The organism is Weissella sp. LMG 11983, assembly GCF_025908495.1.
In the GTDB taxonomy this organism is placed as follows: Bacteria; Bacillota; Bacilli; order Lactobacillales; family Lactobacillaceae; genus Weissella; species Weissella fermenti.
This window is the reverse complement of record NZ_JAOZFD010000002.1, coordinates 28,213-51,245: the sequence shown is the minus strand read 5'-3', so window position 1 is coordinate 51,245 and position 23,033 is coordinate 28,213. Positions and strand designations below refer to the sequence as shown.

Annotated in this window: 21 protein-coding genes and 1 pseudogene; 2 read left to right on the top strand and 20 right to left on the bottom strand. The window is 44.5% G+C overall.

All coding sequences use genetic code 11. The features are described from left to right. Positions 1–74: 74 nt before the first annotated feature. The gene (locus OIT45_RS09785; RefSeq protein ID WP_199403642.1) at positions 75–1,166 is read right to left on the bottom strand and encodes a glucosaminidase domain-containing protein; all 1,092 of its coding nucleotides are present in this window, start codon (positions 1,164–1,166) and stop codon (positions 75–77) included. A 302-nt stretch (positions 1,167–1,468) separates the two neighbouring features. Here OIT45_RS09785 and OIT45_RS09780 point away from each other — a divergent pair, with 302 nt between their 5' ends. Next, complete coding sequence (locus OIT45_RS09780; RefSeq protein WP_199403643.1) at positions 1,469–2,362, top strand: LCP family protein; 894 nt, start codon at positions 1,469–1,471, stop codon at positions 2,360–2,362. A 46-nt stretch (positions 2,363–2,408) separates the two neighbouring features. Here OIT45_RS09780 and OIT45_RS09775 read toward each other — a convergent pair whose 3' ends face one another. From OIT45_RS09775 to OIT45_RS09750, 6 genes are all read right to left on the bottom strand, one after another. Next, complete coding sequence (locus OIT45_RS09775; RefSeq protein WP_199403644.1) at positions 2,409–2,837, bottom strand: GtrA family protein; 429 nt, start codon at positions 2,835–2,837, stop codon at positions 2,409–2,411. A 56-nt stretch (positions 2,838–2,893) separates the two neighbouring features. Continuing rightward, the gene (locus OIT45_RS09770; RefSeq protein ID WP_242458239.1) at positions 2,894–3,616 is read right to left on the bottom strand and encodes a PucR family transcriptional regulator; all 723 of its coding nucleotides are present in this window, start codon (positions 3,614–3,616) and stop codon (positions 2,894–2,896) included. 150 nt (positions 3,617–3,766) lie between these two features. Beyond that, the gene (locus OIT45_RS09765) at positions 3,767–4,975 is read right to left on the bottom strand and encodes an arginine deiminase (RefSeq protein ID WP_199403645.1); all 1,209 of its coding nucleotides are present in this window, start codon (positions 4,973–4,975) and stop codon (positions 3,767–3,769) included. A 5-nt stretch (positions 4,976–4,980) separates the two neighbouring features. Then, on the bottom strand, positions 4,981–6,030 hold the full coding sequence (locus OIT45_RS09760) for a hypothetical protein (RefSeq protein WP_199403646.1): 1,050 nt from the start codon (positions 6,028–6,030) through the stop codon (positions 4,981–4,983). 108 nt (positions 6,031–6,138) lie between these two features. Beyond that, a complete protein-coding gene (locus OIT45_RS09755; RefSeq protein WP_264330147.1) occupies positions 6,139–7,635 on the bottom strand; it encodes a helix-turn-helix domain-containing protein in 1,497 nt (498 codons plus the stop codon). Between the two features lie 341 nt (positions 7,636–7,976). Next, complete coding sequence (locus tag OIT45_RS09750) at positions 7,977–9,797, bottom strand: helix-turn-helix domain-containing protein (protein WP_199403647.1); 1,821 nt, start codon at positions 9,795–9,797, stop codon at positions 7,977–7,979. A gap of 142 nt (positions 9,798–9,939) precedes the next feature. Here OIT45_RS09750 and OIT45_RS09745 point away from each other — a divergent pair, with 142 nt between their 5' ends. Next, complete coding sequence (locus OIT45_RS09745) at positions 9,940–11,178, top strand: aminopeptidase (RefSeq protein WP_264330146.1); 1,239 nt, start codon at positions 9,940–9,942, stop codon at positions 11,176–11,178. Positions 11,179–11,292: 114 nt separating this feature from the next. On the opposite strand, the gene OIT45_RS09740 is transcribed toward OIT45_RS09745, so the two are convergent. From OIT45_RS09740 to pgsA, 13 genes and pseudogenes are all read right to left on the bottom strand, one after another. Further along, entirely contained in the window at positions 11,293–12,285 is a 993-nt protein-coding gene (locus OIT45_RS09740; RefSeq protein WP_264340043.1) for a CAP domain-containing protein, read from the bottom strand. Positions 12,286–12,434: 149 nt separating this feature from the next. Beyond that, positions 12,435–12,764: a hypothetical protein gene (locus tag OIT45_RS09735; RefSeq protein WP_135798056.1), complete on the bottom strand. Its 330-nt coding sequence runs from the start codon at positions 12,762–12,764 to the stop codon at positions 12,435–12,437. Positions 12,765–12,829: 65 nt separating this feature from the next. Next, entirely contained in the window at positions 12,830–13,723 is an 894-nt protein-coding gene (locus OIT45_RS09730; RefSeq protein WP_199403649.1) for an RluA family pseudouridine synthase, read from the bottom strand. A gap of 67 nt (positions 13,724–13,790) precedes the next feature. Beyond that, positions 13,791–13,991, bottom strand: a complete 201-nt coding sequence (locus OIT45_RS09725) for a cold-shock protein (RefSeq protein ID WP_003610350.1) — start codon at positions 13,989–13,991, stop codon at positions 13,791–13,793. Between the two features lie 176 nt (positions 13,992–14,167). Then, positions 14,168–14,479, bottom strand: coding sequence for an ArsR/SmtB family transcription factor (locus OIT45_RS09720; protein WP_135798058.1), 312 nt, complete (start codon positions 14,477–14,479; stop codon positions 14,168–14,170). Positions 14,480–14,530: 51 nt separating this feature from the next. Beyond that, positions 14,531–15,389 (bottom strand): annotated as a pseudogene (locus OIT45_RS09715) (cation diffusion facilitator family transporter). A 143-nt stretch (positions 15,390–15,532) separates the two neighbouring features. Continuing rightward, complete coding sequence (locus OIT45_RS09710) at positions 15,533–16,288, bottom strand: LysM peptidoglycan-binding domain-containing protein (RefSeq protein ID WP_199403651.1); 756 nt, start codon at positions 16,286–16,288, stop codon at positions 15,533–15,535. 369 nt (positions 16,289–16,657) lie between these two features. Next, on the bottom strand, positions 16,658–17,602 hold the full coding sequence (gene coaA / locus OIT45_RS09705) for a type I pantothenate kinase (RefSeq protein WP_199403652.1): 945 nt from the start codon (positions 17,600–17,602) through the stop codon (positions 16,658–16,660). Between the two features lie 6 nt (positions 17,603–17,608). Further along, complete coding sequence (gene helD, locus OIT45_RS09700) at positions 17,609–19,891, bottom strand: RNA polymerase recycling motor HelD (protein ID WP_199403653.1); 2,283 nt, start codon at positions 19,889–19,891, stop codon at positions 17,609–17,611. Between the two features lie 226 nt (positions 19,892–20,117). Then, the gene (locus tag OIT45_RS09695; protein ID WP_112464085.1) at positions 20,118–20,372 is read right to left on the bottom strand and encodes a hypothetical protein; all 255 of its coding nucleotides are present in this window, start codon (positions 20,370–20,372) and stop codon (positions 20,118–20,120) included. A gap of 238 nt (positions 20,373–20,610) precedes the next feature. Next, positions 20,611–21,756: a recombinase RecA gene (recA, locus tag OIT45_RS09690; RefSeq protein WP_056973888.1), complete on the bottom strand. Its 1,146-nt coding sequence runs from the start codon at positions 21,754–21,756 to the stop codon at positions 20,611–20,613. Positions 21,757–21,840: 84 nt separating this feature from the next. Beyond that, complete coding sequence (locus tag OIT45_RS09685) at positions 21,841–22,317, bottom strand: nicotinamide-nucleotide amidohydrolase family protein (protein WP_199403654.1); 477 nt, start codon at positions 22,315–22,317, stop codon at positions 21,841–21,843. A gap of 126 nt (positions 22,318–22,443) precedes the next feature. Continuing rightward, positions 22,444–23,028, bottom strand: coding sequence for a CDP-diacylglycerol--glycerol-3-phosphate 3-phosphatidyltransferase (gene pgsA / locus OIT45_RS09680; protein WP_199403655.1), 585 nt, complete (start codon positions 23,026–23,028; stop codon positions 22,444–22,446). Positions 23,029–23,033: the final 5 nt, after the last annotated feature.

Genomic DNA, 23,033 nt, shown 5'->3' with positions numbered 1-23,033 from the left:
TCAGAATCGCAGACAAATAAAAAGCGCACACCATAGACAGTCTATGGTGTGCACATAATTTTTAGATGATTAAATTAACGCAAGTAGTACGTACCATCGTTACCGAAGTAGTAACGTTGTCCGTTGATTGTTTGCCAACCTTGGACGGCGCGGCCTTCCTTGTTAGTCCAGTACTTGTAGCCCCATGCTTCACGCCAACCTTCGTTTTGACGAACCCCGTCAACGAACCAGTAGTACGTGCCCATGTAGTAACGGAATCCCGTGTACAACGAACCCTTCTCATACCAACGGTAACCGCCGTTAGCTGGTGATCCGTCGTACAAATAACCTGAAGCCTTACCCTTTAAATTAAAGGTACCATTTGTACCAAAGTCATATGGCACACCGTCGATAAAGCGAACGCCTTCAACAGCACGGCCATCGTTACCAACGTAGTATTGCAAGCCCCATTGTGAAACCCATTGATTTTCTTGACGGACACCGTTAATGAAGTAGTAGTACGTTCCCATGTAGAAACGGAAACCCGTGTACTTCGCACCTGACTCGAACCAGTACCACTGGCCATCGGAGTCTTGCAGGTAACCTGTCTTTACTGGCTTATCCAATTCCGTCAAGTTGTACGTCTTGATGAGGTTAATCAACTTTGAGCCATATGATGGATCAGTGGCGTACTTACCCGTCAATGAGTTGGCCGCATCAGCATATGTCTTGGCCTTTGACTTCCAAGTACCTGAATAGTAATTACTATCCCATGTCAAACCGTTGCGCAACAACTTGGCATTGGCTTCCAATGAATCGTAACGTGAGGCGTACTTCACAAACGGCGCCTTAATCGTAATCCACTGACCGTTTGACCATTCCAACGTGTCAGCCCAGTAAGTCGGGTTACTCGTGTTTGTTTGCTTAATACCGAAGTAGTTGTTGGCTTGTGTACTTAGCGTACTCAATCCCCAAGAACTCTCCAACGCCGCCTGTGCCATTTGAACAGAACCGTACAACCCATACTTGTTCGTGACATTGATAACATCAGCGCGGTTATTATTAATAAACTGTTGCACTTGTGATGACGTTGCTGCCGTTACATCTAGCGGCTTTGAAATGGCTGCACCACCAGCAACTGCAGCTGTTCCAGCAACAACAACTGCCATTGTCTTCTTAATACCCATTTAATATTCCTCTCAAATGCGGACAGCCCCCATACCTAGTTTGTCCGATAATCCATACTCCCTATAATGTATCAGTTTGTATGGCTCCTTGCAATTCTGTTTATTTTCTAAAAATTTAAAAAGCCTTAGTTAATAAAAAGTATACGCAACTATTGCGTCAGTTACCAGTAAAACAGGTTTTTACGCCTAAAAAACTCATATTTTTCATCTGCCGTCAATTATTGTTCATAGATTAATGGTGTATCACGCATAAATCTCCCCTATAATAATCATTGATTGACATTTAAGGGAGAATTGACAATATGAAAAAAGTATTACTTTGGATATTAGGAATTTCGCTGGCTGGTATCGTCGTCATCGGTGGTGTTGCAGCCTACAAGATTCACAACACAACGTCTAAGATTTACTCAAACAACGAGCAAATTTCAAAAACATCAGATAAGAAGACAGGTGCTAAGAAGCCAGTCGCTTACCTATTGCTTGGTACAGACACTGGTGCGCTTGGCCGTGATTATAAGGGGCGCACCGACACCATGATGGTGATGGTCGTTAACCCATCAACGAAGTCATCAACCATGATGTCACTCCAACGTGATACATTAATTTCATTGAATGGTCAAAACGCGAAATTGAATGCTGCTTATGCATACGGATCAGCAGATTCTGCCATGGAAGAAGTTGAACAATTGCTCGACATTAAGTTGGATGGTTACCTGTTGGTTAACATGAAGGGTATGAAGCAATTAGTTAATGCGGTTGACGGTGTCACAGTTAAGTCACCTTTGACATTTAGCTATGAAGGATATAACTTTGTCGAAGGTCAAAGCTACCATGTCGACGGTACAGAGGCCCTCGCCTTCTCACGTATGCGTTACGACGACCCACGTGGTGATTACGGTCGCCAAGAGCGTCAACAATTGGTGATTAAGGCTGTCATGGACAAGTTGCAATCAAACCCAACAACAGTGATGTCGGACAAGTTCCTCGGCGCAGTTGCTGATAACGTTCGTACTGACGTTTCACTGACTTCAATTAAGAACTTGGCTCAAAATTACCGTGAGGCTGGTAACAACGTTAAGTCAGACCAAATGGTTGGTACAGGTACGATGATTGACGGCGTGTCATACCAAATTATGGACGAGGCTGAAATCAGCCGTGCCCACAATGTGATTGAAAACGCCTTAAAGACAAAGTAAAAGCAAAACGGCGACTCCGAAATACATCGGAGTCGCCGTTTTTTGTTTAGTTTTCGAATTCTTGCTTGGCTTTGAAAATAACCAGCTTACTCAAAACATAGTTCGATACAATCACGAACACGTTTTGAATAATATTCCAAAGCATGTCGTTTTGGTGCAACCAGCTAACCCCAATCCACATAATGCCAGATCCGATAACACCAGTTGCCAAACGGGCCACATAGAACTTGACGATTTCATCAAAGTACTCGCGGGGCGTGCTAGCTTGACTTTTAAAGACCCACTTGCGGTTCGTTAGATAAGCCACCAACACCGTAATGAACCAAGCCAACCAGTATGATACCTGCACTGGCATGTCCGTCATACGCAACAATGCGTAAACGACAATATTGACAACGGTCGTTAAAACACCAAAGAATAAGTACAAAATTTGAGAGCGGAACTTGACCAACAAGTCCTTAACCATTTCGACCATGAAGACATCTACTTTCTTTTTATTCACTCAAATTATTGTACCACACCGGTGCAAACCTAGCTGTTCACAATTTGACGGCGTTCGCCCTGCATCATGACGCGTGATAATTGTTCAATCAACGCTGGTACAATCACTGACGTACGACGACGAACGTACGCCAGCAACAACGTACATGCTTCCGAGGTTACACGTGGATTTAAACCGGTTACTGTTGTGATTTTATCAAGACGATACTGAATCGTACGTCGGTGGACGTGGAGCGCGTCACTCAAAGCGCACATTGACTGACCAAACGTCGCATACAACCACAACGTCAGCATCACTTCATCATCCAAATAATCATGAATGAGCTGCTCGGTTTCCGGGTAAGTCACCCCCGCATCGATAATGATGGCCAAATCCATCATATGCTCATAGTACTGCGTTCGCATTTCATCAACCATCGGATGCGTCATGGCCAGTGCGAAAATACCCTCTTTCACACTTTCGTAAATGTCATGGTGCGCCATTCCCACCCCAGCTAGTGCGCGCTTCGGCAGTCGTGGCAAGAAATCATCGACTTCCCCTGCATGAACCACGTAAACCCGACGCAAATAATCCAATTCAAATGCCAGTCGTTCATCAGGTAATTGTTGTTTTTCACCTTCGACTACGATTGCAACGTACTTTTCATTGAAATCGACGCCATATGCGCGTGCCTTATTCACGAACGACTTTTCTGCGATAATGTCGTTCTCTGGCAAAGCCAACCAGTTTTGCATAAATGTCTGAAGCATCATTCACCCTCCCAAAATTCATGAAACTCTTCATTCCTACAATTTGAGTATATCGAATATCGGACAGAAAATTAACTGGTTAAACGACTAACTTTTAAAGCGCTTTCATTAAAAATACGCTTGCTTTTTAACCGCTTAAAAATTTTTGGTGAGTTAATCACGCCAAATTGGTTGGGTCATGCAACGTGGTCCGCCACGTCCGCGTGATAGTTCACTCGACCGGACTTCATGCACAATGATACCGTGTTCTCGCAGCAGGTTGTTGCTGACGTGATTGCGATCATACGTGATAACCTCACCTGGTGCGATTGTTAAGGTGTTTGACCCATCGTTCCATTGTTCGCGGGAAGCATGCACTGGGTCACCGGCGCCGGTCAAAATCAAATCTAAATCAACTTCTCCAGTAACTTCGCGCAATGTAGCAATTAAGTCTGTCCGACGACCAAGGACAACTTCCCCCGATGACTTTCTTCGTGCCAATACCATCTCAATTTCCTTGCCACCAGCTAATACTCCTGGATACATCGTGAATTGATTATTATTCACCATCGTGAACACTGTATCCAAATGCATCGTAGCGTGGCTATGTGGAATTTGTATCATCAACACTGTATCAATTTGACTATCGACTGATTTGAATAACGTTTCTGCTAATTCTGACACCGCAGCTTGTTCCGTCCGTTCAGATAAACCAACTGCCAACGTGTGCTCATTCAAAATCAGCACATCCCCACCCTCTAGGCAGGTCTCGACTTCCCGTGACCGCCAGATGTTCACATGCCCGGCAAATCTCGGATGATAAGTCATCACCAATTCCGTCAACAGTGATTCCACCTGACGGACCGGATAAGTCATTCGATTAATCGTTAATCCATTGCCAATCACCGATTGTGGGTCACGGGTGAAGTAGGCATTTGGTAATGGTTGCATAAGAAACGGCGTCTGGACTGGCTGTTCTAAACGATTGTCGAATTCATCGATACGCACACCAGCATACAATTTTGCAACCAGATCAGACACACTAAACCCGCGCAAATACCCCATCAAATCCGCGAACGTTGGTGTGTCAGGCTGATAGCCGTGTTCTGTAATGAACTGAGCCGTGAATTGTGATCTGATATGTGCATCTGCCAACACATCGGCAACCAGCTGCTCGATATACAGCGTTTCCACACCTTGTTCACGCAAGGTTGCCGCAAACGCGTCGTGCTCAGCTTGGGCAATTTTTAAATACGGTATGTCATCAAATAACAACTCACCCATCGATGCCGGCGTGATGTTTTCCAGTTCGTCACCAGGTCGTTTTAATAGTACTGTTCGTAAACGGCCAATTTCAGAATTCACTTGTAAGGCTGGTACCATCTTGGTTATTCCTCCGTTTCAAACAATTCCGCATGAGCCATCACACGCATAAAGTGACGGCCGGTGCGCAATTCTTCACCTAAGTTGCGTGCGTTTTCAACCATGCGATCCACCTGCTGTTCAGTCAAAGCCTGAATGGTTGGCCCCAATTCATCTATTCTGTTCAACACAATGCCACAGCGATATTGGCTAATCACATCCGCAACAGCAGAACCACGCCATGCAATCAGCGGCATCCCCAAACTCAGATAAAATGATGCCTTGTATGGGTAGTTATACTGCGTATACCGCCCGACTCGTGACAAGATCGGCAAATTGCCACCATCCCAAATCAAACCAAATCCCGTTTCAGTAATCAATTTCTCGGTTAAGTCAGCGTGTGAAAATGACCCATGATATTTCAGACTTTGATTCATGATGATTTCTTCAGAAACATTTGGGCCAAACACTTCCAACGACACTGCGTCTTGCTGAATCGTTTTCAAGAACGGTCCTTTATTCAAATTCCCTGTGTAAAACACCTTATCACGGTTAAATGTTGCACGTGAAGGCATGTCATGCGTTGGCTTTATCGGATATAGCCCTTGATGCAGCATCGGCGTCGTGACCCCCATATTGATAAATTGATCCCGCATTTTATTATTCGGCACGATTAATACATCCGCACTGTTCAATGATTTTAACTCGCCTTGGCTGCAGGAAACTTTCTCTCGCAGTATCAAACTGTCACCAACAAGCAACACCACTCGTGCACCACGCATATGCAATGCTTCGATAATGTCGACTTCATACTTCCCATCGGTCTCAATCGATAAATAGAAAGTCGGATACGCCAAATACACCACGTCCCCCGCTTGAATTGTCAATGCATCTGGCCAATCCAAGAGCTCTTCTGGGCAATCCAAACAATGAAATCCTAATTCAGTTGCAAAATGTCTAATCGCTTCATTAGCCGGATTCAACGCGTTTTGATCCGTAAATGCTTTCGTGATAACCCAGCGTTTCGTTGGTCGCTTTGGTGTTTCGTCCGCCGTTTTCTCTAATACCATTTCCATCTTGATACCCTCCTTAGTTGGTTACCTCGACTATAACTAACTCTGGTCACGATAGGCACTTGTCATCCACAGAAAAAGACCAAACGCGCAAACGTTTGGTCTTTTTGGCTAATGATTCTTTTGAGTTGCTGCATTACCCGTTAGTTGGTAAAAACGTGTGGTCGTAATTTCAATTAGTTTATCGAGCAACGCTTGCACCGCAACTTGGTCTGGAATTGCACGCCAGACAAATCCCGGCACCCGATCAGATAATTTAATATTTGAAACATACAAATCAGTATCGTTGGTAAAGTACTTCGTAAAGTTTAGATTAACAGCATGCCAATCCATAATATGTTCACGTAGGACACGCTCCAATGACGGCATATCAATCAAATCAACTGTTACCGTCACAACCGGCAAAATTTCGCTCACATCCAAGGCCACTACAAAGGTGTTTAGGTACTCATTGTAAAGGGCGTTGATTATTTTGTCGTGTGGCATGTCAAAGTACGGTGCGATTTTTTCAAGTACTCGACGGGTAAATTCAGCATGAATTGGGTACACACGTTCTGAGAACTGTTTACGTGTTTGCGTTGAAATACCAGTCATGCGGAAGTATAGCAAGCGCAGGTTCAATGCGAACAATGATTTACGAATCATAGCTAGTTCCGCTTCAGTCATCGACAAGCCAAAGAACTCTTCGTAGATTGTCGCAATATCTTGATAAATGTTGTCAAAAGTTTGCGCCGCTCCTGGTGCTAAATTATCAATGCGGTACGTCCCAAAACCGAGACCAAGCGAATACATTGATCCTAGTCCAAAGCGCAATTCACTCTCACACCACGGTTCATTTACCATGTATGCCGACTGCAATGCCTCTTGTAGTTTGCCAACAATCATCTTGGCATTGGCCGTCAAATCTTCAGTTGGCTTGAATATATCCGGTTCGCTCGGTGCAATCACATGACCATTGCGAATGCGAGTCATCCAGATACCGAAGAAAATACGGAAAGCGCGCTTCACCGTCGCACGCATTGGTGTATGTTCTTCGACCAAGTGCTCCACCTTAGCTGCCAGTGCCCGAATGTCATCTGGGAATGGCGAGGGTTGGTCAGCATAAGCCGTGTAAAGCATCTCGAACAAGAGAATACGAATGTTTCGCTCATCACCAACTAGTTGATAGTCATTAGAGATGTGAATATCATACTTGTCTAATTCATCATTCACTTCCACTTTTGTCACACGGGCAACCGTTGTACTTGATGAGTGACGGAAAGCAATTGTTTCATTTGACTGTGCCACTTCAAAAAAGATATCCATCAACACATCGAAACGCAGTGAGTTTCGGATATAGTAACCCATTAAGGCAGTATCGCTAATCGTCTGTAGCTGCTCAATCTGTAAAGCCCGGTTAGAATCCACCAAGGTCAAGTATGGTACATTGCCGTCCCCTATCTGCTGGCAATCGATGCGCAACGTTTCCACGTTTTGCAATACCATGTATCTCGACCAACCTAAATCGGCCATAATATCCTTAATTAGCACCGCGTTACTTTCTTGTGCGTTGAGGTAACGGTGCAATGACAAACGTTCTTGATCTTTCTTCGGTAGTAGCCATTCCATGATCTCTGTCTCTCATTTCCTTAATGTACTGAACAATTTTAGTCTAATATTTTTACCAATTTGGATTAACGGAAATATTTTGCTTATTCAAAAAATCCGTTATCCGGGAAGCAGGCCATAAGAAAAGGCGACTCCATTACGAAGTCGCCACAAACCAATCTCACGTATACCATAGGGGTTACATTATGGTACTGTTCCATCTTATCGCGAAGACGAAAATTGTGCCGACGTAACTTTTAATGATTTACTTTTTTCGCGCCAAATTGGTGACGCATTCAATTCTCTACTACCAAGTTATTAAAAGTACGCATTAATTGCAAGCGATAACACTTGGCATTAGCTTAGCGGTACTGACGCCACAAATTATCAAACAAACTGATGTAGCGATCTACCAGAGTATTGGGTCCCAACAACACTTCATAGTTTGTATAGTAGGCATACAGTTCACGGATGGCATCCACTGGATTTTCAGACAAACGACGGTAAATTTCGTACGATGCCATACGCCAGCGCCAAGCCATGTAACGACTTGATTCTTCACGCTTCGGATTCGCATCAATTGCGTTGGTGACCAGCGTTTTAACACGTGCCCAGTCCCCCTCAAACAGTGCTCTGAATATGGCAAATTCCACTGCGTCAATCAAACGATCAGTATAAACACGCGTGTGGTTAGCTGCGTTCCCGTCATGTCGAATACGACGCAGCCACTCGCTTAACTCCTCTGGTTCAGTCACGTCCATCAAGCCAATTTTAACCAAGCGATACTCATTTTCATGCCATTCATCAATGCGTCGTAGCAAATTCGCAACGTCTTTGGCATGCACCTTAGCATCCTCGGAAGCAATCCAGGTTGTGTCGTGCTGGAATCGAACAATCGTTTCCAGTTCAAACGCACCTTCTAAGTCGCGAATATGGCCTGACTGTTCGTACTTCTGCCGTAATTCTTCGGCCGTTTCAACCAGCATATGTTGTTGCACCCCGTACAAATTATAGCGGACGTCCAACCCCTTATCTGGCAACATCGTGAGCAACGGATCCAAGTCACCCGTTTCCAATCCCCCGATGCGCATTAAATCGAGCATATCATTCACCATTAGCGATTGTGAATCATCGTACAACCGATACATTTTTGACTTCGAGAAGCCTAACGCCGTTAACCGGTTAATCGAAATGCCCTTATCACGCACTGTTTGGTGCATCAGCTCGCCAAATGTCTGGCTAATCGGCTTAAACGACAATTGATCATACATAATGTCATCAACCGGACTCAATGATTGTGCGTGTAGTTGGCTAATTTTATCCTGAATTTTGCGCCAAGCATCCGTTAGTGAAATGCTCACAAAATTCATTTGCAATGTCTCCACACCCATTTGTCGGGCGGCCAACAAAAACGTGGCCATCATTGCCTCAGTAACCATCGAATTCGTCTTCAAAAATGTTGCAATCAAATAGGCATATCGCTTTAGTACTAACAGCTCGACATTAGAATCCTGAACAGGATGGTTTTTGATTGCCGTTAAGATTAACCACACATTCGCAACTTTCGGTATGCGCGGCTTAATAATCAATAACTGAATCGCGGTCATATGAATCATCAAGCTGGTTTCGAACAAGCTACGTGGCATATAGTCACGAAATACTTGAACACTCTCAATAAACTTCTGATACAAAATTAAGAAACGTTTGGGTGTCAAATCGATTCCGATTAGTGATGTCACACGCATTTCAAACAGCGAAAATGATTTTAACTTACGAAAATCATTGTATAAAGCCTTAACATCATCAGCGTAGTCGTCCCCTTGGCGACGCGCCAAAATAATGTTGATGACATGCATCACTTGCATCCCCAACGGAAAACGTTGTTCATCATACGTTGCTACCACCCGCTCGCGCTCACGAATTAAGTCGGCATCCGCCATTTTCGCCAATTCACCAATATTGAGTTGATACGGTTTTTCAGCAACGCCATCCATCAATTCAGAAAATGAAATCGAAAATAGCGTCTCAATATGCCATAACTCCACCGCTGTTAGGGACGCCTCACCACGGATAAACCGATAGTACTGCGAACGTGACACGCCAGCTGCTTCAATTTCATCGATTGTAATATTTTTCTCGGCCCGAATCTCATTAATTCGTTTCGCTAAACTCTGTGTCCCCATGACCTCTCTCCCAATCACTTTCACTACGATAATCATACGATAAGAAAGCGGATAAATTATGAACAAATCTCCTAAACAGCTATGCAAAACGGTTTTTTAGTGTAAAATGAGAATATCTTAATAATAGAAACGGGGAATTCTTATGACTCTCGCAAATTTTGACGTTCTGTCACAAAAGTACGCTGACTTGATTACTTCAGTTGGTGTTAATGTTCAAAAGGGCCAAGACATTGTTATCTACGCTGATGTTGAGCAGGTACCATTGGTGCACAAAATTGTTGACTCAGCCTATGCCCGTGGCGCAAACAACGTCATGATTGAATGGCAAGACATTCACATTCAACGTGAATTCTTGAAGCATGCTAGTGAGGATTCTCTAACGAACATTCCTACATGGGTTTCAGTTCGTGCCGAAGAATTGATGGGCAAGCACACGACACGTATTTCATTGATTTCAGCTGATCCAGATGGTCTTGGTTCAGTTGATGGCGAACGCGTGTCTGCTTATCAACAAGCCTACCAACGCGCTAACCAAGCTGTTCGCAAGGCCACGATGAACAACGACGTTTCATGGTTGGTTGTCGCTGCTTCAGGTCAAGCTTGGGCTGAAAAGGTCTTCCCTGAATTGTCAGGTGAAGCTGCAACTGACCGTTTGTGGGAGGAAATCTTTAAGATTACGCGTGTCGGTGTTGAAAACGATGTTATCGCCGACTGGATGGCCCACGTTAACAAGTTGAAGGAAAAGGCACAATGGTTGAACGACTTGAACTTCAAGGAGCTCCACTACAAGTCAGCTGTAACTGATTTGACGGTTGGTTTAGCTGAGGACCACTTGTGGGAAGCGGCTGATTTAATCGACAAGGCTGGTAATATGTTCGTTGCCAACATGCCGACTGAAGAAGTCTTCACTGCCCCTGACTACCGCAACATTCATGGTACGGTTACGTCAACGAAGCCTTTGTCATACGCTGGTGTGTTGATTAACGATATCAAGTTGACGTTTGAGAACGGTCACGTTGTTGAAGCCCACGCCTCAACTGGTGAAGCCGTGTTGCAACAATTAATCAAGACGGACGAAGGCGCTTCATCACTTGGTGAAGTTTCATTGGTGCCAGACCCATCACCTATCTCACAATCAGGCATTGTTTTCTACAACACGCTAATTGATGAGAACGCGTCAGACCACTTGGCCCTTGGTGCTGCTTACCCATTCAATTTGAAAGGGGGTACACAAATGGACGTCGAGGCCCGCAAGGCTAAGGGACAAAACGATTCACTTGTTCACGTTGATTTCATGATGGGATCAGCTGATATGGACATTGATGGTATTACTTACGATGGTCAAGTCGTTCCGGTCTTCCGCAATGGAGATTGGGCATAATCGCATTTTAGAAGTCATTCATGCATTTGCGTGGATGACTTTTTATTTTAGCGGTACTACAAAAAGAGGTCGCAAAGGATAAATTCCCTTGCGACCTCTAGTTATTATTAATGATTAACCTGCGATACCAACGAACGTTCCAGTTGCAGCATCGTATCCAAATCCAACACGTGAGATTTGTGAGTTCAAAATCCAGTTACGGTGTGCTGGAGCAGCCATCATGTTGGTCTCGTTGTACCAAGCGTCGATAGCAGCTGCGCCTGATCCGAATTGGATAGCAACAACTTCAGGACCGTATGATTGTGACCAGTGTGAACCATCAACTGAGCCAGCCATTTGGTTAGCACGCATTTGGGCAGTTGATGCCAAACCTGCATCAAACGTTACAGGTGACAAACCAGCAGCTTGACGGATAGCGTTCATGCGGTTGACAGCATCAGCGTATGAACCAGTGGCAACTGGTGCTGATGGAGCCGTTGGTGCTGGCGTGTTAGTCGTTGCAGCTGGCGCTTGTTGCTCAGTAGCTGCAGGAGCAACTGATTGCGTTGCTTCTGATGAAACAGCAGTCGTTTGTGCTTGTGCATCTTGAGCAGCGGCTACTGAAGCAGCTGCGGCTGATTGTGCTTGCGCCTCTTGAGCTGCAGCAACTGAGGCTGCATATGCTAAATCGGCAGCTGCTTGTGATGCGGCAGCTGATGAAGCGGCTGCGGCTGATTGTTCAGCTGCTTGTGATGCAGCGGCTGCAGCGTCAGAGTTAGCAGTTACTTCAGATGAAGCAGGAACAACAACGAATTGTCCGTTAACAGCATGACCAGCGACAATCAAATCTGGGTTAGCAATGCCGTATTGTGCTGAAAAGTCTTCAACTGACATGTTCAATGCTGTCGCCAAAGCCCACACAGTATCACCGTTTTGGATTGTGTAGTTTGAAACGTTGCCAGCTTGTTGCAATTCAGCAGCAACTTGGTCAACTGACTTTGCTTGCCATGAATCAGCTGATGCTGATTGGTTACCGGCGAACATAACACCAGCGGCTACTGCAGCAACTGCTGCGACAACAAATTGCTTACCTGACTTATACATCTTGTAGTGCTTCTTCAATTCCATGGATATTAATTCCCCTTAAATCTTCAATTCAATCATATACTGTTTATGTTTTCCCTAACGTTTAATTAGTATAGCAAAGCATCTTAACAAATTCATTACATCTTCAAGAAAAAAACCAATGTTATTCGACATTGGTTTACAAAAATAATTCAATTGGTTTCCTTCTGTAAGCGTTCCAACATCTTTGTTGCTAGTGCGATATTGGCATCCGCCTGTTTTACGGAACATTTTAATTTCAACACCTGACTGCGTGTGTCTAGTGTCATCGGTGTTCCCTTCAATAGTTGCTTTATTCGCTTAATATCAGCCTCTGATAACTGGCTTTGTCCCTTTGCATGGAGTAAATCCTCAATAAAGTAACCACCATCTGTAATCGCTACTTTTTCGCCTAGCAAACTAATCGTCTGATAGACATACAACGGCACTGCCTCGCCAGTATTATCCAAGACCTCCGTATCAATCCTAATCATCTCTGCCATATTTCTCATCCTCTGCCACCAAGGTTAACAAGCGACATCGAAATGTAACAGTTTAATTTTTTACGCTATTTGAAATTACGTGGAAATGATACTGGCAATGGCGCCCCGATTGATTTCACCTCGTTCGTGAATGGCAAAGGAATCTTAATTGAAGCCGCATGCAATAATAATCCACCCTCGTAGTCATCAGTTGGATTATAAAGCGGATCGCCGACTAACGGGTGCCCAATTGATTGCATGTGTAATCTAATTTGATGGGTACGCCCAGTTTCCAAATCCAACCGAACTAGCGTGTTTTGATACACCGTGTGCACCTTTGCCCAGTGGGTCACCGCAGGAACTGCGTTAGGGCCGTCTACACGGCGTGTACGGTTATCGTCGGGGTTTTCCCCGATCGCCGCCGTAATTGTCCCTGAAGCCTCATTAATCGCACCACGGACCCAAGCCAAGTACGTGCGACGAATTGTCTTGTCACGCAACATTTGGTTCAACATGGGCACAACATACGGATTTTTAGCAATAATCAACGCACCCGTGGTATCACCATCTAGTCGATGCACCATGTAGGCAGCCTTCCCTTGGGCTTGTAAATATGCCTGGGCGAAATTCATCATCGTGCCATCTTCGCCTGGTGAATTAGGATGCGTCTTCACCCCTTTAATCTTGTTCACGACCATTAAATCATCGTTTTCGAATAGCACATCGACTGGCTGACTATCGTCGGTGACATAATTCGACGTCGCGACTTCAAAATCGTTTGGCAACCACGTCATCGTTAACGTATCCCCTGGTTGTAGTATCGTTGACGTTGGCTGATATGTACCATTCAACAAAATGCGATGTTCCATGCGAAAATTACCACGAATACGGCGTGGCACGAGCCATCGCGTTAATTGTTCTTTAATTGAAATTGCCGGTTGATCAGACGGCAAGACAATCTGCTTTGTCCAAGAATCCATGGGCAACCTCCTTTTGATATGTATACAAAAAGGCAACCTGTTTTACCAGGTTGCCTTTAAGCCGTTATTACAACTTAGTAACGTTAGCAGCTTGCAAGCCACGGTCACCTTGTTGAACTTCGAATGATACAGCTTGTCCTTCTTCCAATGACTTGAAGCCGTCACCTTGGATAGCTGAGAAGTGAACGAATACATCGTCACCTGACTCACGTGAAAGGAAACCGAATCCCTTGTCTGCGTTAAACCACTTTACTGTTCCTTGTTCCATGTCTGAAACCTCCTGGCACATTGCCAAATTTTCTAATAATTCAAAAATGAAAATGCCAGATATTTCGGTGAAACATAAAACAAAATCTTTTAAACTATGTGATTAGTATAGCACGCGGTTCCTGATAAAGATATAGTGAGTTTCGACCAATTATTTCTTAATTCCGCAAACCCTTGCTACTGTTGGTCCGACAGCATATGTTTCATGTGAACGAATGTTGCTTCAAGCGTCTGTTTGAGGTGTTGATCATATATTTCGTAGTAAACCCGGTTGCCGACTTCTTCACGCGTAACTACTTGTTGCTTTAACAACACCGCTAAATGTTTTGACACATTCGGTTGTGAAATACCTGTTTGTTCAACTAGTTCACTCACATGAACCGGTCCGGGATGGGTCACCATGTAATCCAATAGTTGCACGCGGCTCTCATTACTTAGCACTTTGTAAAAAGCTGCCACGGCACTATTTAACTGTTGTTCCTGTGTCATCTTAATTCCCCGCTAAATGCTATTGCAGTTGACCTCTGTGTGTAACTCGGTCTAAATCGTCGTATGTGCGATACCGTAGTCGTGTTTTAGCGTTTGGGTAATCTCATCTAGGTCTGCGTCATTAAAGCTCTTCTGCACCCCTAAATGCGCCGTTAACGCTGCCTCGGTCGTTGAGATACCCCAAATATGCAAATCATGGACAGATTTCACTGCTGGGTAGTTAGCTAGGTATGATTCAAGCCCTGCTTCATCAATACCGGCCGGTACCCCATTAAGCAGTAAGTTCAATGATTGCTTAAAGACGTCCCACGAGCTGACCACGATGACAATGCCAATGAGAACTGAAACAATGGGATCGATCCAATTCCAACCTGTAAACGCAATTAGGACACCAGAGACAACCACTCCCACCGACACACCTGCATCAGCCAATAAGTGAATGTAAGCTCCCTTAGCGTTCAAATCATGATCCTGTTGGCCACTCTTCGCAAAGAAGTACGCCGATAGGAAGTTAATTACGATACCAACCAAGGCCACCCAAATGATGATATCGCCGTCGACGTGGCTTTTACCGTTTAGTAACTTCACAACAGCCTCAAACCAAATAATCCCCACCGCAATCAATAATAGAATGGCATTCACCGCACTCGCTAAAATCGTCGTGTTGTGGAAGCCATACGTGCGCTTACGAGTTGCTCTCAACCCAAACACAAGGACTGCGAGCCACGACAGAATCAATGACGCCACGTCACTGACACTGTGCAAGGCATCTGCAAACAAGGCGGTCGATCCCGCCAGCTTGGCAAAAATCATTTCACCGATGATAAACGCCAGATTTCAATCCAATCCCAATTAAATATGGCGCTTGTTTGTTTTGCTCAAATTCGTGATGATGATGTTCGTGACCCATGACATATTCCCCCGTAATCCTAAACTAATCTATATGCCAATTATGGCATATAGATTGTGAGAATTCAAACTTAAAGACGCAAAAAAATCGCATCCGGTTGAAAACCAGATGCGATTTGGAAATCTATTTAATTGGGTAAAATCTTACCACCAACCGTTAGCCAAACGGAATTGGATGGCACCATCGATTGAACCGTAACGTGAAACGGCGTAGTTAACCAAACCAGCAGTTTGCGTTGCAACTGAACCAGTTCCCCATGCTTGCTTAGTTTGACCCAAACCACGGTAACCGTTTGGTGAAACGGCGTCAGGGTTACCACCTGATTCAGGCATAACGATTGCGTTCCACAATGCTGCAGTACCACCAGCAGCGATAAATTGGTCGTAAACTGAACCTGATCCGGCTGCCGTTGAAACAGCAACTGTCGTAGCAGCTTGTTGTGCGGCTGCTTCTGAAGCTGCGGCCTTTGATGCAGCAGCTGATGATGCTGCGGCAGAAGATGCAGCTGATGAAGCGGCAGCCTCTGAGGCAGCGGCTTCTGATGCGGCTACACTTGAAGCGGCGGCAGCTGATGAAGCAGCTTCTGATGCGGCAGCTGAAGCAGCGTTGGCAGCAGCTGAGTTAGCTGATGAAGCAGCAGCTGAATCCAAGTCAGCTTGGTTAACTTCTGCTGAAGCTGGTACTTCGATTTGTTGATCAACGAAAATCATGTTGGCGTCTGAGATCTTGTTAGTCTTAACCAAGTCCTCAACCGTCAAGTTGAACTTGTCGGCCAATTCTGACAAAGTATCACCGTTTTGTACAGTGTATGTTGATGCAGCGTGAACAACTTGTTGTCCTGCTACCAATACTGATGCCAAACCGGCAACCGTCAATGCTGTTTCTTTCATCTTGTTCATATCTTTTATAACGCTCCTACGGATTGTTTTTCATGTGCGAACACTATTGCTCAAGCACTTCTCTATATGAGGCTTACCTCGCCTCAACCACAAGACATAGTTTACCAAGCTGACAGGGCTTAAAATTACAGAAGCGTTACATTTGATGTCGAAACCGACCAAACGACCCGCTTTATTCGTTACATTATCGTCATATAGGGCCTGTTACACTTGTAAACCCGCACCGTTTAAGGTTTCTCACCAATATAGTTAACCAGTTAAATAACTCGAAATTTGTAACGAAACTCATAAAATAAACGCCAAGAAACGGTCGTTTCTCGGCGTTTGTCGTTTTTTGTCATATTAGCGTTACGTTGAAAAGTAATGGTTTTAGAATTTTCGTAACCAAACTTCATCAATTCCGTGCCCGATTGTCTTATGGAGAATCAAATCAGCACGTTCGCGCGTAGGCAAAATATAATCAACTAAGTTAGGCAAGTTAACCGTTTCCCACACTTTCTTCGCTGCATCAATGGCTGTTTCGCGTGGCACTTGCGTCCAAGCATAGAAGAAGTTGTCTGGATCATCGGTCTCAGCTGTTTGTTGCAACAACGCTTCGAAACGATCCAAGTACCAGTGTTCAATTAATTCAGTCTCTGCGTCAACGTAAATTGACAAGTCGAAGAAGTCTGACAAGTACACTGGTGAGTTTGGTGCCGCCTGCAAGGTGTTGATTCCTTCAACAATGAAGATTTCAGGTCGCTCGAATGTGTCAAACTCATCGACCAACACATCAGAAATGTCGTGTGAGTACTTTGGTGAGCGGACAACTTCTTCACCGTCCTTCACGGCGTTCATGAATTCTAACAACGCTGGCATATCATAGGACTCTGGGAACCCCTTACGGTCAAAGAGACCTTGCGCCTTCAATTCGTCATTTGGCAACAAGAAACCATCCGTTGTCGTCAAAGCAACGTTATCTTCACCATATTCAGCTTGCAACATAAATTGTAGCAAGCGGGCCGTCGTTGACTTACCAACCGCCACAGAACCGGCAATCCCGATTACAAATGGACTTGGCTTCGTGTTACGACCCAAAAAGCGTTGGCGCTCTTCACGGTCACGCAAGTATTGCGCGTGACGTAACTTAATGTAGTGAATCAATGGATCGTAGAACATTGCAACGTCGGCCATTGAAATTTGATCATTAAACGCCTTAATCTCACCCAAAATAGATGGCGTAACGTGTGACACGTCACGGTCTGCAGGTGGCTCAACTAAAACTGACCAATCATCGCGATCAAATACCGCGTAGTTAAGTGGTGCCTGACTCATAGTCAATTACCCCATTTCGTATAGTTGTGAATCCACGTTTGCCAACAATGGCGTTAGCTTGTTAATCGCAAGAACCGTCAATTGGTGCATAGCACGTGATGCAATTGTGTAAACTAGTTGACGCTCGTCATCACCGTGGTATACCCCTTCTGAGGCATCCCACATAATAACAGCATCAAATTCTAGTCCCTTGGCCAAGTAGGCAGGCACAATGATAGTTCCTGGTACCAAGCGTTGGTTTTCAGTACGAATGATTGTAACATCAGCTTGGTCACGCAAGGCTGCGTAAGCAACTTCTGCGTCGGCCAATGTCTTGGTAATGATTGCGGTTGTCTCTTCAGCTGCGTCATTAGCTGCCAATTGTGACAATGTGGCCGCAATCATCGCGGCTTGATCTGGCAATACCTTAACCAGCGGCTTGTCACCTTCACGTTCAAAGGCATCAATTTGCGCACCGTTAATCAAAATAGCCTTTGAGTAATCCGTAATTTGTTGCGTTGAACGGTATGTTTGCGTCAATTGCACATATTCAGACTTCTCTGGATCAAATAAGTGTGACAACTCTTCTTGCAAGCTAACAGCATTTTCCTTTGTAAAGATGGCTTGGTTCAAGTCACCCAGCATCGTAAATCGTGCACGTGGGAAGCTGAACTTCAAAAAGGCCAATTGGAATGGCGTGTAATCTTGGATTTCATCAATGAAGACAAAACGGATGTCACGCTCACCACGGCTACCCTTAATCAAATCGAACAACAACATGAATGGCGTCATGTCGGCCATTGGCAATTCACCATTCTTCATCTTGTTGATTGTGTTCTCTACAGACTTTGTCCAGTCTTCTAGCGTGATGCCATATGCAGACAAATCCATCAACTTAGGCACTGTACGCAAGAAGTGAATGAATTGGTTGTTGATGTTAATGAATCGGTTACGGTTAACACCCTTTGCAATTGGTGCCAAAGCGTTCGTCACAATAATCTTGGCCAAGAACTTTGTCTCTTCTTCATCAGACTTAAACTCACGTGGGTTGTCCCCCAACATTGAGTCGTATTGTTCCTTCGTCAAGTTCTGGATTTCAGCTTCAACCCAATCAGCTTGCATTTCCGTCCCAATACGACCTTGCAACATCTTCATCAAACGTTCCTTGGTTGCTTGGAGGCGGTTACCCAACTTATAGTTCTCGTTGAATGAGTAGTAAATCTCTTCAATCTTGGCCTTTGAAATAATTTCTTGGCCACGGAACTTAATTGGGCGCACCTTAATATCAGCCTTGTTCAAGCCATCGGCGTATGCGTTCATCACGTTGAAGTAATCACTCGTACCCTTCATATCGATGATAGCCTTTTGAGCACCTTCTGGTTGCGCTTCGAAACGCTCTTGTAGCGTCTCAAGTTGCAACTTAGGCAAACGACGTGATGCATATTGGTAGTACGTCATTTGCACCATGTTTTGCTCACCCAATTCAGGCAAGACTTGGTCAATATAGTCATTGAACAATTGGTTTGGTGAGAACATCACCACTTGACCAGACGTCAAATGACCACGGTAACGGTATAGCAAGTAAGCCACACGTTGTAGCACGGCAGATGTCTTACCAGAACCAGCTGCTCCCTGCACGAACAACAAATCAGCTGCCGTGTTACGGATAATCTTGTTCTGTTCCTTTTGAATCGTCGTAACGATTGACTTCATCTTTGTCGTTGACTCACCAGAAACGGCGTTCAACAACATTTGATCACCAACAGCTTCGTCAGTGTCGAAAATGGTTACAATCTTACCGTCTTCAATTTGGAATTGACGCTTCAAGTGAACCGTTGCTTCTTGCTTACCATCTGGTGTCTCATAAGTCACTTGACCCAAACCAGCATCATAGTAAATAGAAGAAATTGGTGCACGCCAGTCATAAATCAAGAAATTGTCAGGTGAATCTGAGAATGATGCCAAACCAATATAAATTGGCTCAACCGTCTCAGAACCGTTTTCTTGCACATCAATACGGGCAAAGTATGGACGGGCTTGCAAGCGGTCCAATACCACAGCTTGGTGTTCAACAGAGTTCATGGCCAATTCGCGTTCTTGCAACATTTGTTGTTGTTGGCGAACAGACATGGCTGTTTCGAACAAGCTACCGTAAGTAGATGACTTGAAGCGGACATCGTTCCATCCAGCTTCAACATCAGCCTGCTTTTGCTCGTTATTTTGTCGATCTAAATCATTTTTTACCTTTGCGTCTTGAATCTTTTCCAAGACCACATCCAAGCGTTGTTGCTCGGCTTCGTATGGTTCCATACTGGGTCCCCTCCAGCTAAAATTAGTGATTCCATGGTACTACACTTTAAGGTTATTTACCAGAGTGTTTTCGGTTTACGGTTCGTCGCTATCGCGCCGAGGCATTCTATGTTAGTTTGATGATCATAGAAAAAGGTTCCCACTATATATAGTAGAAACATTGATAAAATAAAAATTGCTTGCCTTACATCTCTGTTAGACAAGCAATTTAGAATTATCGTTAATATTAATCTTCTTGGGCGTAATCAGTAACAATCAAGTGCTCCAAGAAGTCACGTGCGTCTGTTTCGTCGGTGGTGCCGGCTGCGATTTCTGCTTCGACAGCTGCCTTAATCTTTTCGGTAACTGCTGCACTTTCCATATCAGCTGCAATGACATGAACACGGTGGAAACTGTCAGACCAATAAACCTCAGTTGGTCCCCAAGTGTTCAAATCCAACTTCTTTACCCAATCTTGAACTTCTTGCTTTGTGTATGCCATGATAAACACCTCCAACTACTCATACGTAGCGCTTTTTTATTTCTTTTTTATTACATGATTAGTATAGAACAACCGAAATCTAATGGCGAAAATAAGGTATCCAAATTTGCATCAGAAAATAGACATCTTCAATCTAATTTTTCAGACGCCCTTTGGATATGATATTTTGCATAAATTCAGTGGATACTCAAAACGGCAAAGTTCCCATTGTGGAGGCTTTGCCGTTTGTTTTTAATTATTAATCTTCTTCGATTGCCAATTCGATGTCTTCTACGTCATCTGCTGAGTTATCTTCGGCAGCGTCGTCTGATCCATCGTGGCTTCCGATGTATGCTTCGCGAACTTGTGCGTAGATATCATCGTAAATGTCCTTGTGTTCTGGGTCTTCCAACCAACGAATAACGTTGACCTTTCCTTGACCAATCTTCTCACCGTTGTATGAGAACCATGATCCTGACTTCACGATAATGTCCTTATCAGCAGCCAAGTCGATCATTTCACCAGTCTTTGAGATACCCTTACCAAACAAGATTTCAACTTCCACTTCACGGAATGGTGCCGCAACCTTGTTCTTTACAACCTTGATACGGGTAACGTTACCAACTGACTTCACATCGTCACCGTCAGCCTTGGTAGCATCGATACCACCCTTACGACGAACATCCAAACGTACTGATGAGTAGAACTTCAAAGCACGTCCACCAGGTGTCGTTTCTGGGTTACCAAACATGATACCAATCTTTTCACGCAATTGGTTGATAAAGATAGCCGTCGTACCAGTCTTCAAGATGGCACCTGACATCTTACGCAAAGCTTGTGACATCATACGGGCTTGCAAACCAACTGTTGAGTCACCAATTTCACCGTCGATTTCGGCCTTAGGCGTCAAAGCGGCAACTGAGTCGACAACAACCATGTCGATGGCACCTGATGTAATCAAGGCGTCCGCAATGGCCAATCCTTGTTCACCAGTATCTGGTTGTGATAGCAAAAGCTCGTCAACGTCGACACCCAATGCCTTGGCGTATTCAACGTCCATGGCATTTTCCGCGTCAATATAAGCGACGATTCCGCCGTTACGTTGTGCTTCAGCAACCGCGTGCAAAGCCAACGTCGTCTTACCTGATGATTCAGGTCCGTAGATTTCGATGATACGTCCCTTAGGGTAGCCACCAATTCCGAGGGCCACGTCCAACTTCAATGATCCCGTTGACGTTGATTGTACCTTCGTGAATTGGCTATCACCAAGCTTCATAACTGAACCCTTACCAAAAGACTTTTCAATCTTCTTCAAGGCTTCGTTCAACGCAGCTTGACGCTCCTTTGGGTCCGCAATCTTTCCTTCAAGCTTCTTATTTGGGTTAATGTTCTTTCCTGATGCCATTTTTATCGGCCTCCACTTGTTAACTTAAACTTAATATACACCTAGTGTAACCTAATTCAATTTAGAATTCAATTCTTTTTCGTGTTAATTCTCGATTTGTTTGATTTTGTCTGCCAACAGGTCAAACGCAGCTGCGACTGATTGGTCACGAACATTCTGACGGTCACCATTAAACTCAAACTTCGTTGCGGCGACTGTACCATCTGGCGCCGCAATGCCGATAAACACGGTACCAGCCGGGTGACCTTCCAACGCATCAGGTCCAGCTACGCCAGTAAAACTAACACCCCATGCGGTATGCAATTCACGCTTCGCCCCACTGGCCATACTCTCAGCAACTTCAGCTGATACGACCCCCACTTCCGCAATCAATTCGGCCGGCACACCAACCAATTGGGTCTTCGCTGCTGCTGCGTAGGTCACAAACGCTCCGGGCAACACAGCAGAAATACCTGGCACCTCTGCTAACGTACTGACAAACAACCCAGCCGTCAGAGACTCGGCGGATGTAATACTCTCGTGTCGTGCAATTAAGGCCTGACCAACTTCAATATTTTTCATTCTGCACCCCTTTCAGTAATAAAGACGCAGTAATCGCTAATTTTTCCAATTTTTGTTTGACTTAATTGTATAACAAAAGAGGTAGTCCAACACAATGAGTGTCAAACTACCTCTCCATTCAGTTAATTACTTGAACCCGTCAGAGAAAACTTCACGGTTCTTGTAGAAATAATCAATTCCTGAGTAGATTGTTGCAAGCAAGGCAATCCAAATCATAATCATCGCAAATGGGATGTTGAACATTGCAAAGACGATGTCGTGAAGCAAGAAGAATGAGATGGCAACCATTTGTGAAGCCGTCTTAATCTTTCCTGGCATCGCTGCTGCCAACACCTTACCATTGTTTTCAACGATCAATGTGCGCAAACCAGTGATGGCCAACTCACGAATCACGATGATTGCAACCATCCAAGCTGGTGCCCAACCGAATTGGACAAAGAAAATCAATGCTGTCATAACCAACAACTTGTCGGCCAATGGATCAGCAAACTTTCCAAAGTTCGTTACCAACTTGTACTTGCGCGCGATCTTTCCATCTGCAAGGTCCGTTAATGAAGCAACAATAAAGATGATTGCTGCCACTAGGTGTGTGACTGGCAAAACTGCGCCAGCAACTTGCAACGTTCCCCAATCAAGTGGCAAAGCAAGTACCAACATGAATACAGGGATCAAAATCATACGGAAGACCGTCAACTTATTAGGCAAATTCATTTTTT

Excerpts from the sequence above, each read along its gene's own strand:
- OIT45_RS09785 (WP_199403642.1), bottom strand. The coding sequence starts at position 1,166 with ATGGGTATTAAGAAGACAATGGCAGTTGTTGTTGCTGGAACAGCTGCA.
- OIT45_RS09780 (WP_199403643.1), top strand. The coding sequence starts at position 1,469 with ATGAAAAAAGTATTACTTTGGATATTAGGAATTTCGCTGGCTGGTATC.
- OIT45_RS09775 (WP_199403644.1), bottom strand. The coding sequence starts at position 2,837 with ATGGTCGAAATGGTTAAGGACTTGTTGGTCAAGTTCCGCTCTCAAATT.
- OIT45_RS09770 (WP_242458239.1), bottom strand. The coding sequence starts at position 3,616 with ATGATGCTTCAGACATTTATGCAAAACTGGTTGGCTTTGCCAGAGAAC.
- OIT45_RS09765 (WP_199403645.1), bottom strand. The coding sequence starts at position 4,975 with ATGGTACCAGCCTTACAAGTGAATTCTGAAATTGGCCGTTTACGAACA.
- OIT45_RS09760 (WP_199403646.1), bottom strand. The coding sequence starts at position 6,030 with ATGGAAATGGTATTAGAGAAAACGGCGGACGAAACACCAAAGCGACCA.
- OIT45_RS09755 (WP_264330147.1), bottom strand. The coding sequence starts at position 7,635 with ATGGAATGGCTACTACCGAAGAAAGATCAAGAACGTTTGTCATTGCAC.
- OIT45_RS09750 (WP_199403647.1), bottom strand. The coding sequence starts at position 9,797 with ATGGGGACACAGAGTTTAGCGAAACGAATTAATGAGATTCGGGCCGAG.
- OIT45_RS09745 (WP_264330146.1), top strand. The coding sequence starts at position 9,940 with ATGACTCTCGCAAATTTTGACGTTCTGTCACAAAAGTACGCTGACTTG.
- OIT45_RS09740 (WP_264340043.1), bottom strand. The coding sequence starts at position 12,285 with ATGGAATTGAAGAAGCACTACAAGATGTATAAGTCAGGTAAGCAATTT.
- OIT45_RS09735 (WP_135798056.1), bottom strand. The coding sequence starts at position 12,764 with ATGGCAGAGATGATTAGGATTGATACGGAGGTCTTGGATAATACTGGC.
- OIT45_RS09730 (WP_199403649.1), bottom strand. The coding sequence starts at position 13,723 with ATGGATTCTTGGACAAAGCAGATTGTCTTGCCGTCTGATCAACCGGCA.
- OIT45_RS09725 (WP_003610350.1), bottom strand. The coding sequence starts at position 13,991 with ATGGAACAAGGAACAGTAAAGTGGTTTAACGCAGACAAGGGATTCGGT.
- OIT45_RS09720 (WP_135798058.1), bottom strand. The coding sequence starts at position 14,479 with ATGACACAGGAACAACAGTTAAATAGTGCCGTGGCAGCTTTTTACAAA.
- OIT45_RS09710 (WP_199403651.1), bottom strand. The coding sequence starts at position 16,288 with ATGAACAAGATGAAAGAAACAGCATTGACGGTTGCCGGTTTGGCATCA.
- coaA (WP_199403652.1), bottom strand. The coding sequence starts at position 17,602 with ATGAGTCAGGCACCACTTAACTACGCGGTATTTGATCGCGATGATTGG.
- helD (WP_199403653.1), bottom strand. The coding sequence starts at position 19,891 with ATGGAACCATACGAAGCCGAGCAACAACGCTTGGATGTGGTCTTGGAA.
- OIT45_RS09695 (WP_112464085.1), bottom strand. The coding sequence starts at position 20,372 with ATGGCATACACAAAGCAAGAAGTTCAAGATTGGGTAAAGAAGTTGGAT.
- recA (WP_056973888.1), bottom strand. The coding sequence starts at position 21,756 with ATGGCATCAGGAAAGAACATTAACCCAAATAAGAAGCTTGAAGGAAAG.
- OIT45_RS09685 (WP_199403654.1), bottom strand. The coding sequence starts at position 22,317 with ATGAAAAATATTGAAGTTGGTCAGGCCTTAATTGCACGACACGAGAGT.
- pgsA (WP_199403655.1), bottom strand. The coding sequence starts at position 23,028 with ATGAATTTGCCTAATAAGTTGACGGTCTTCCGTATGATTTTGATCCCT.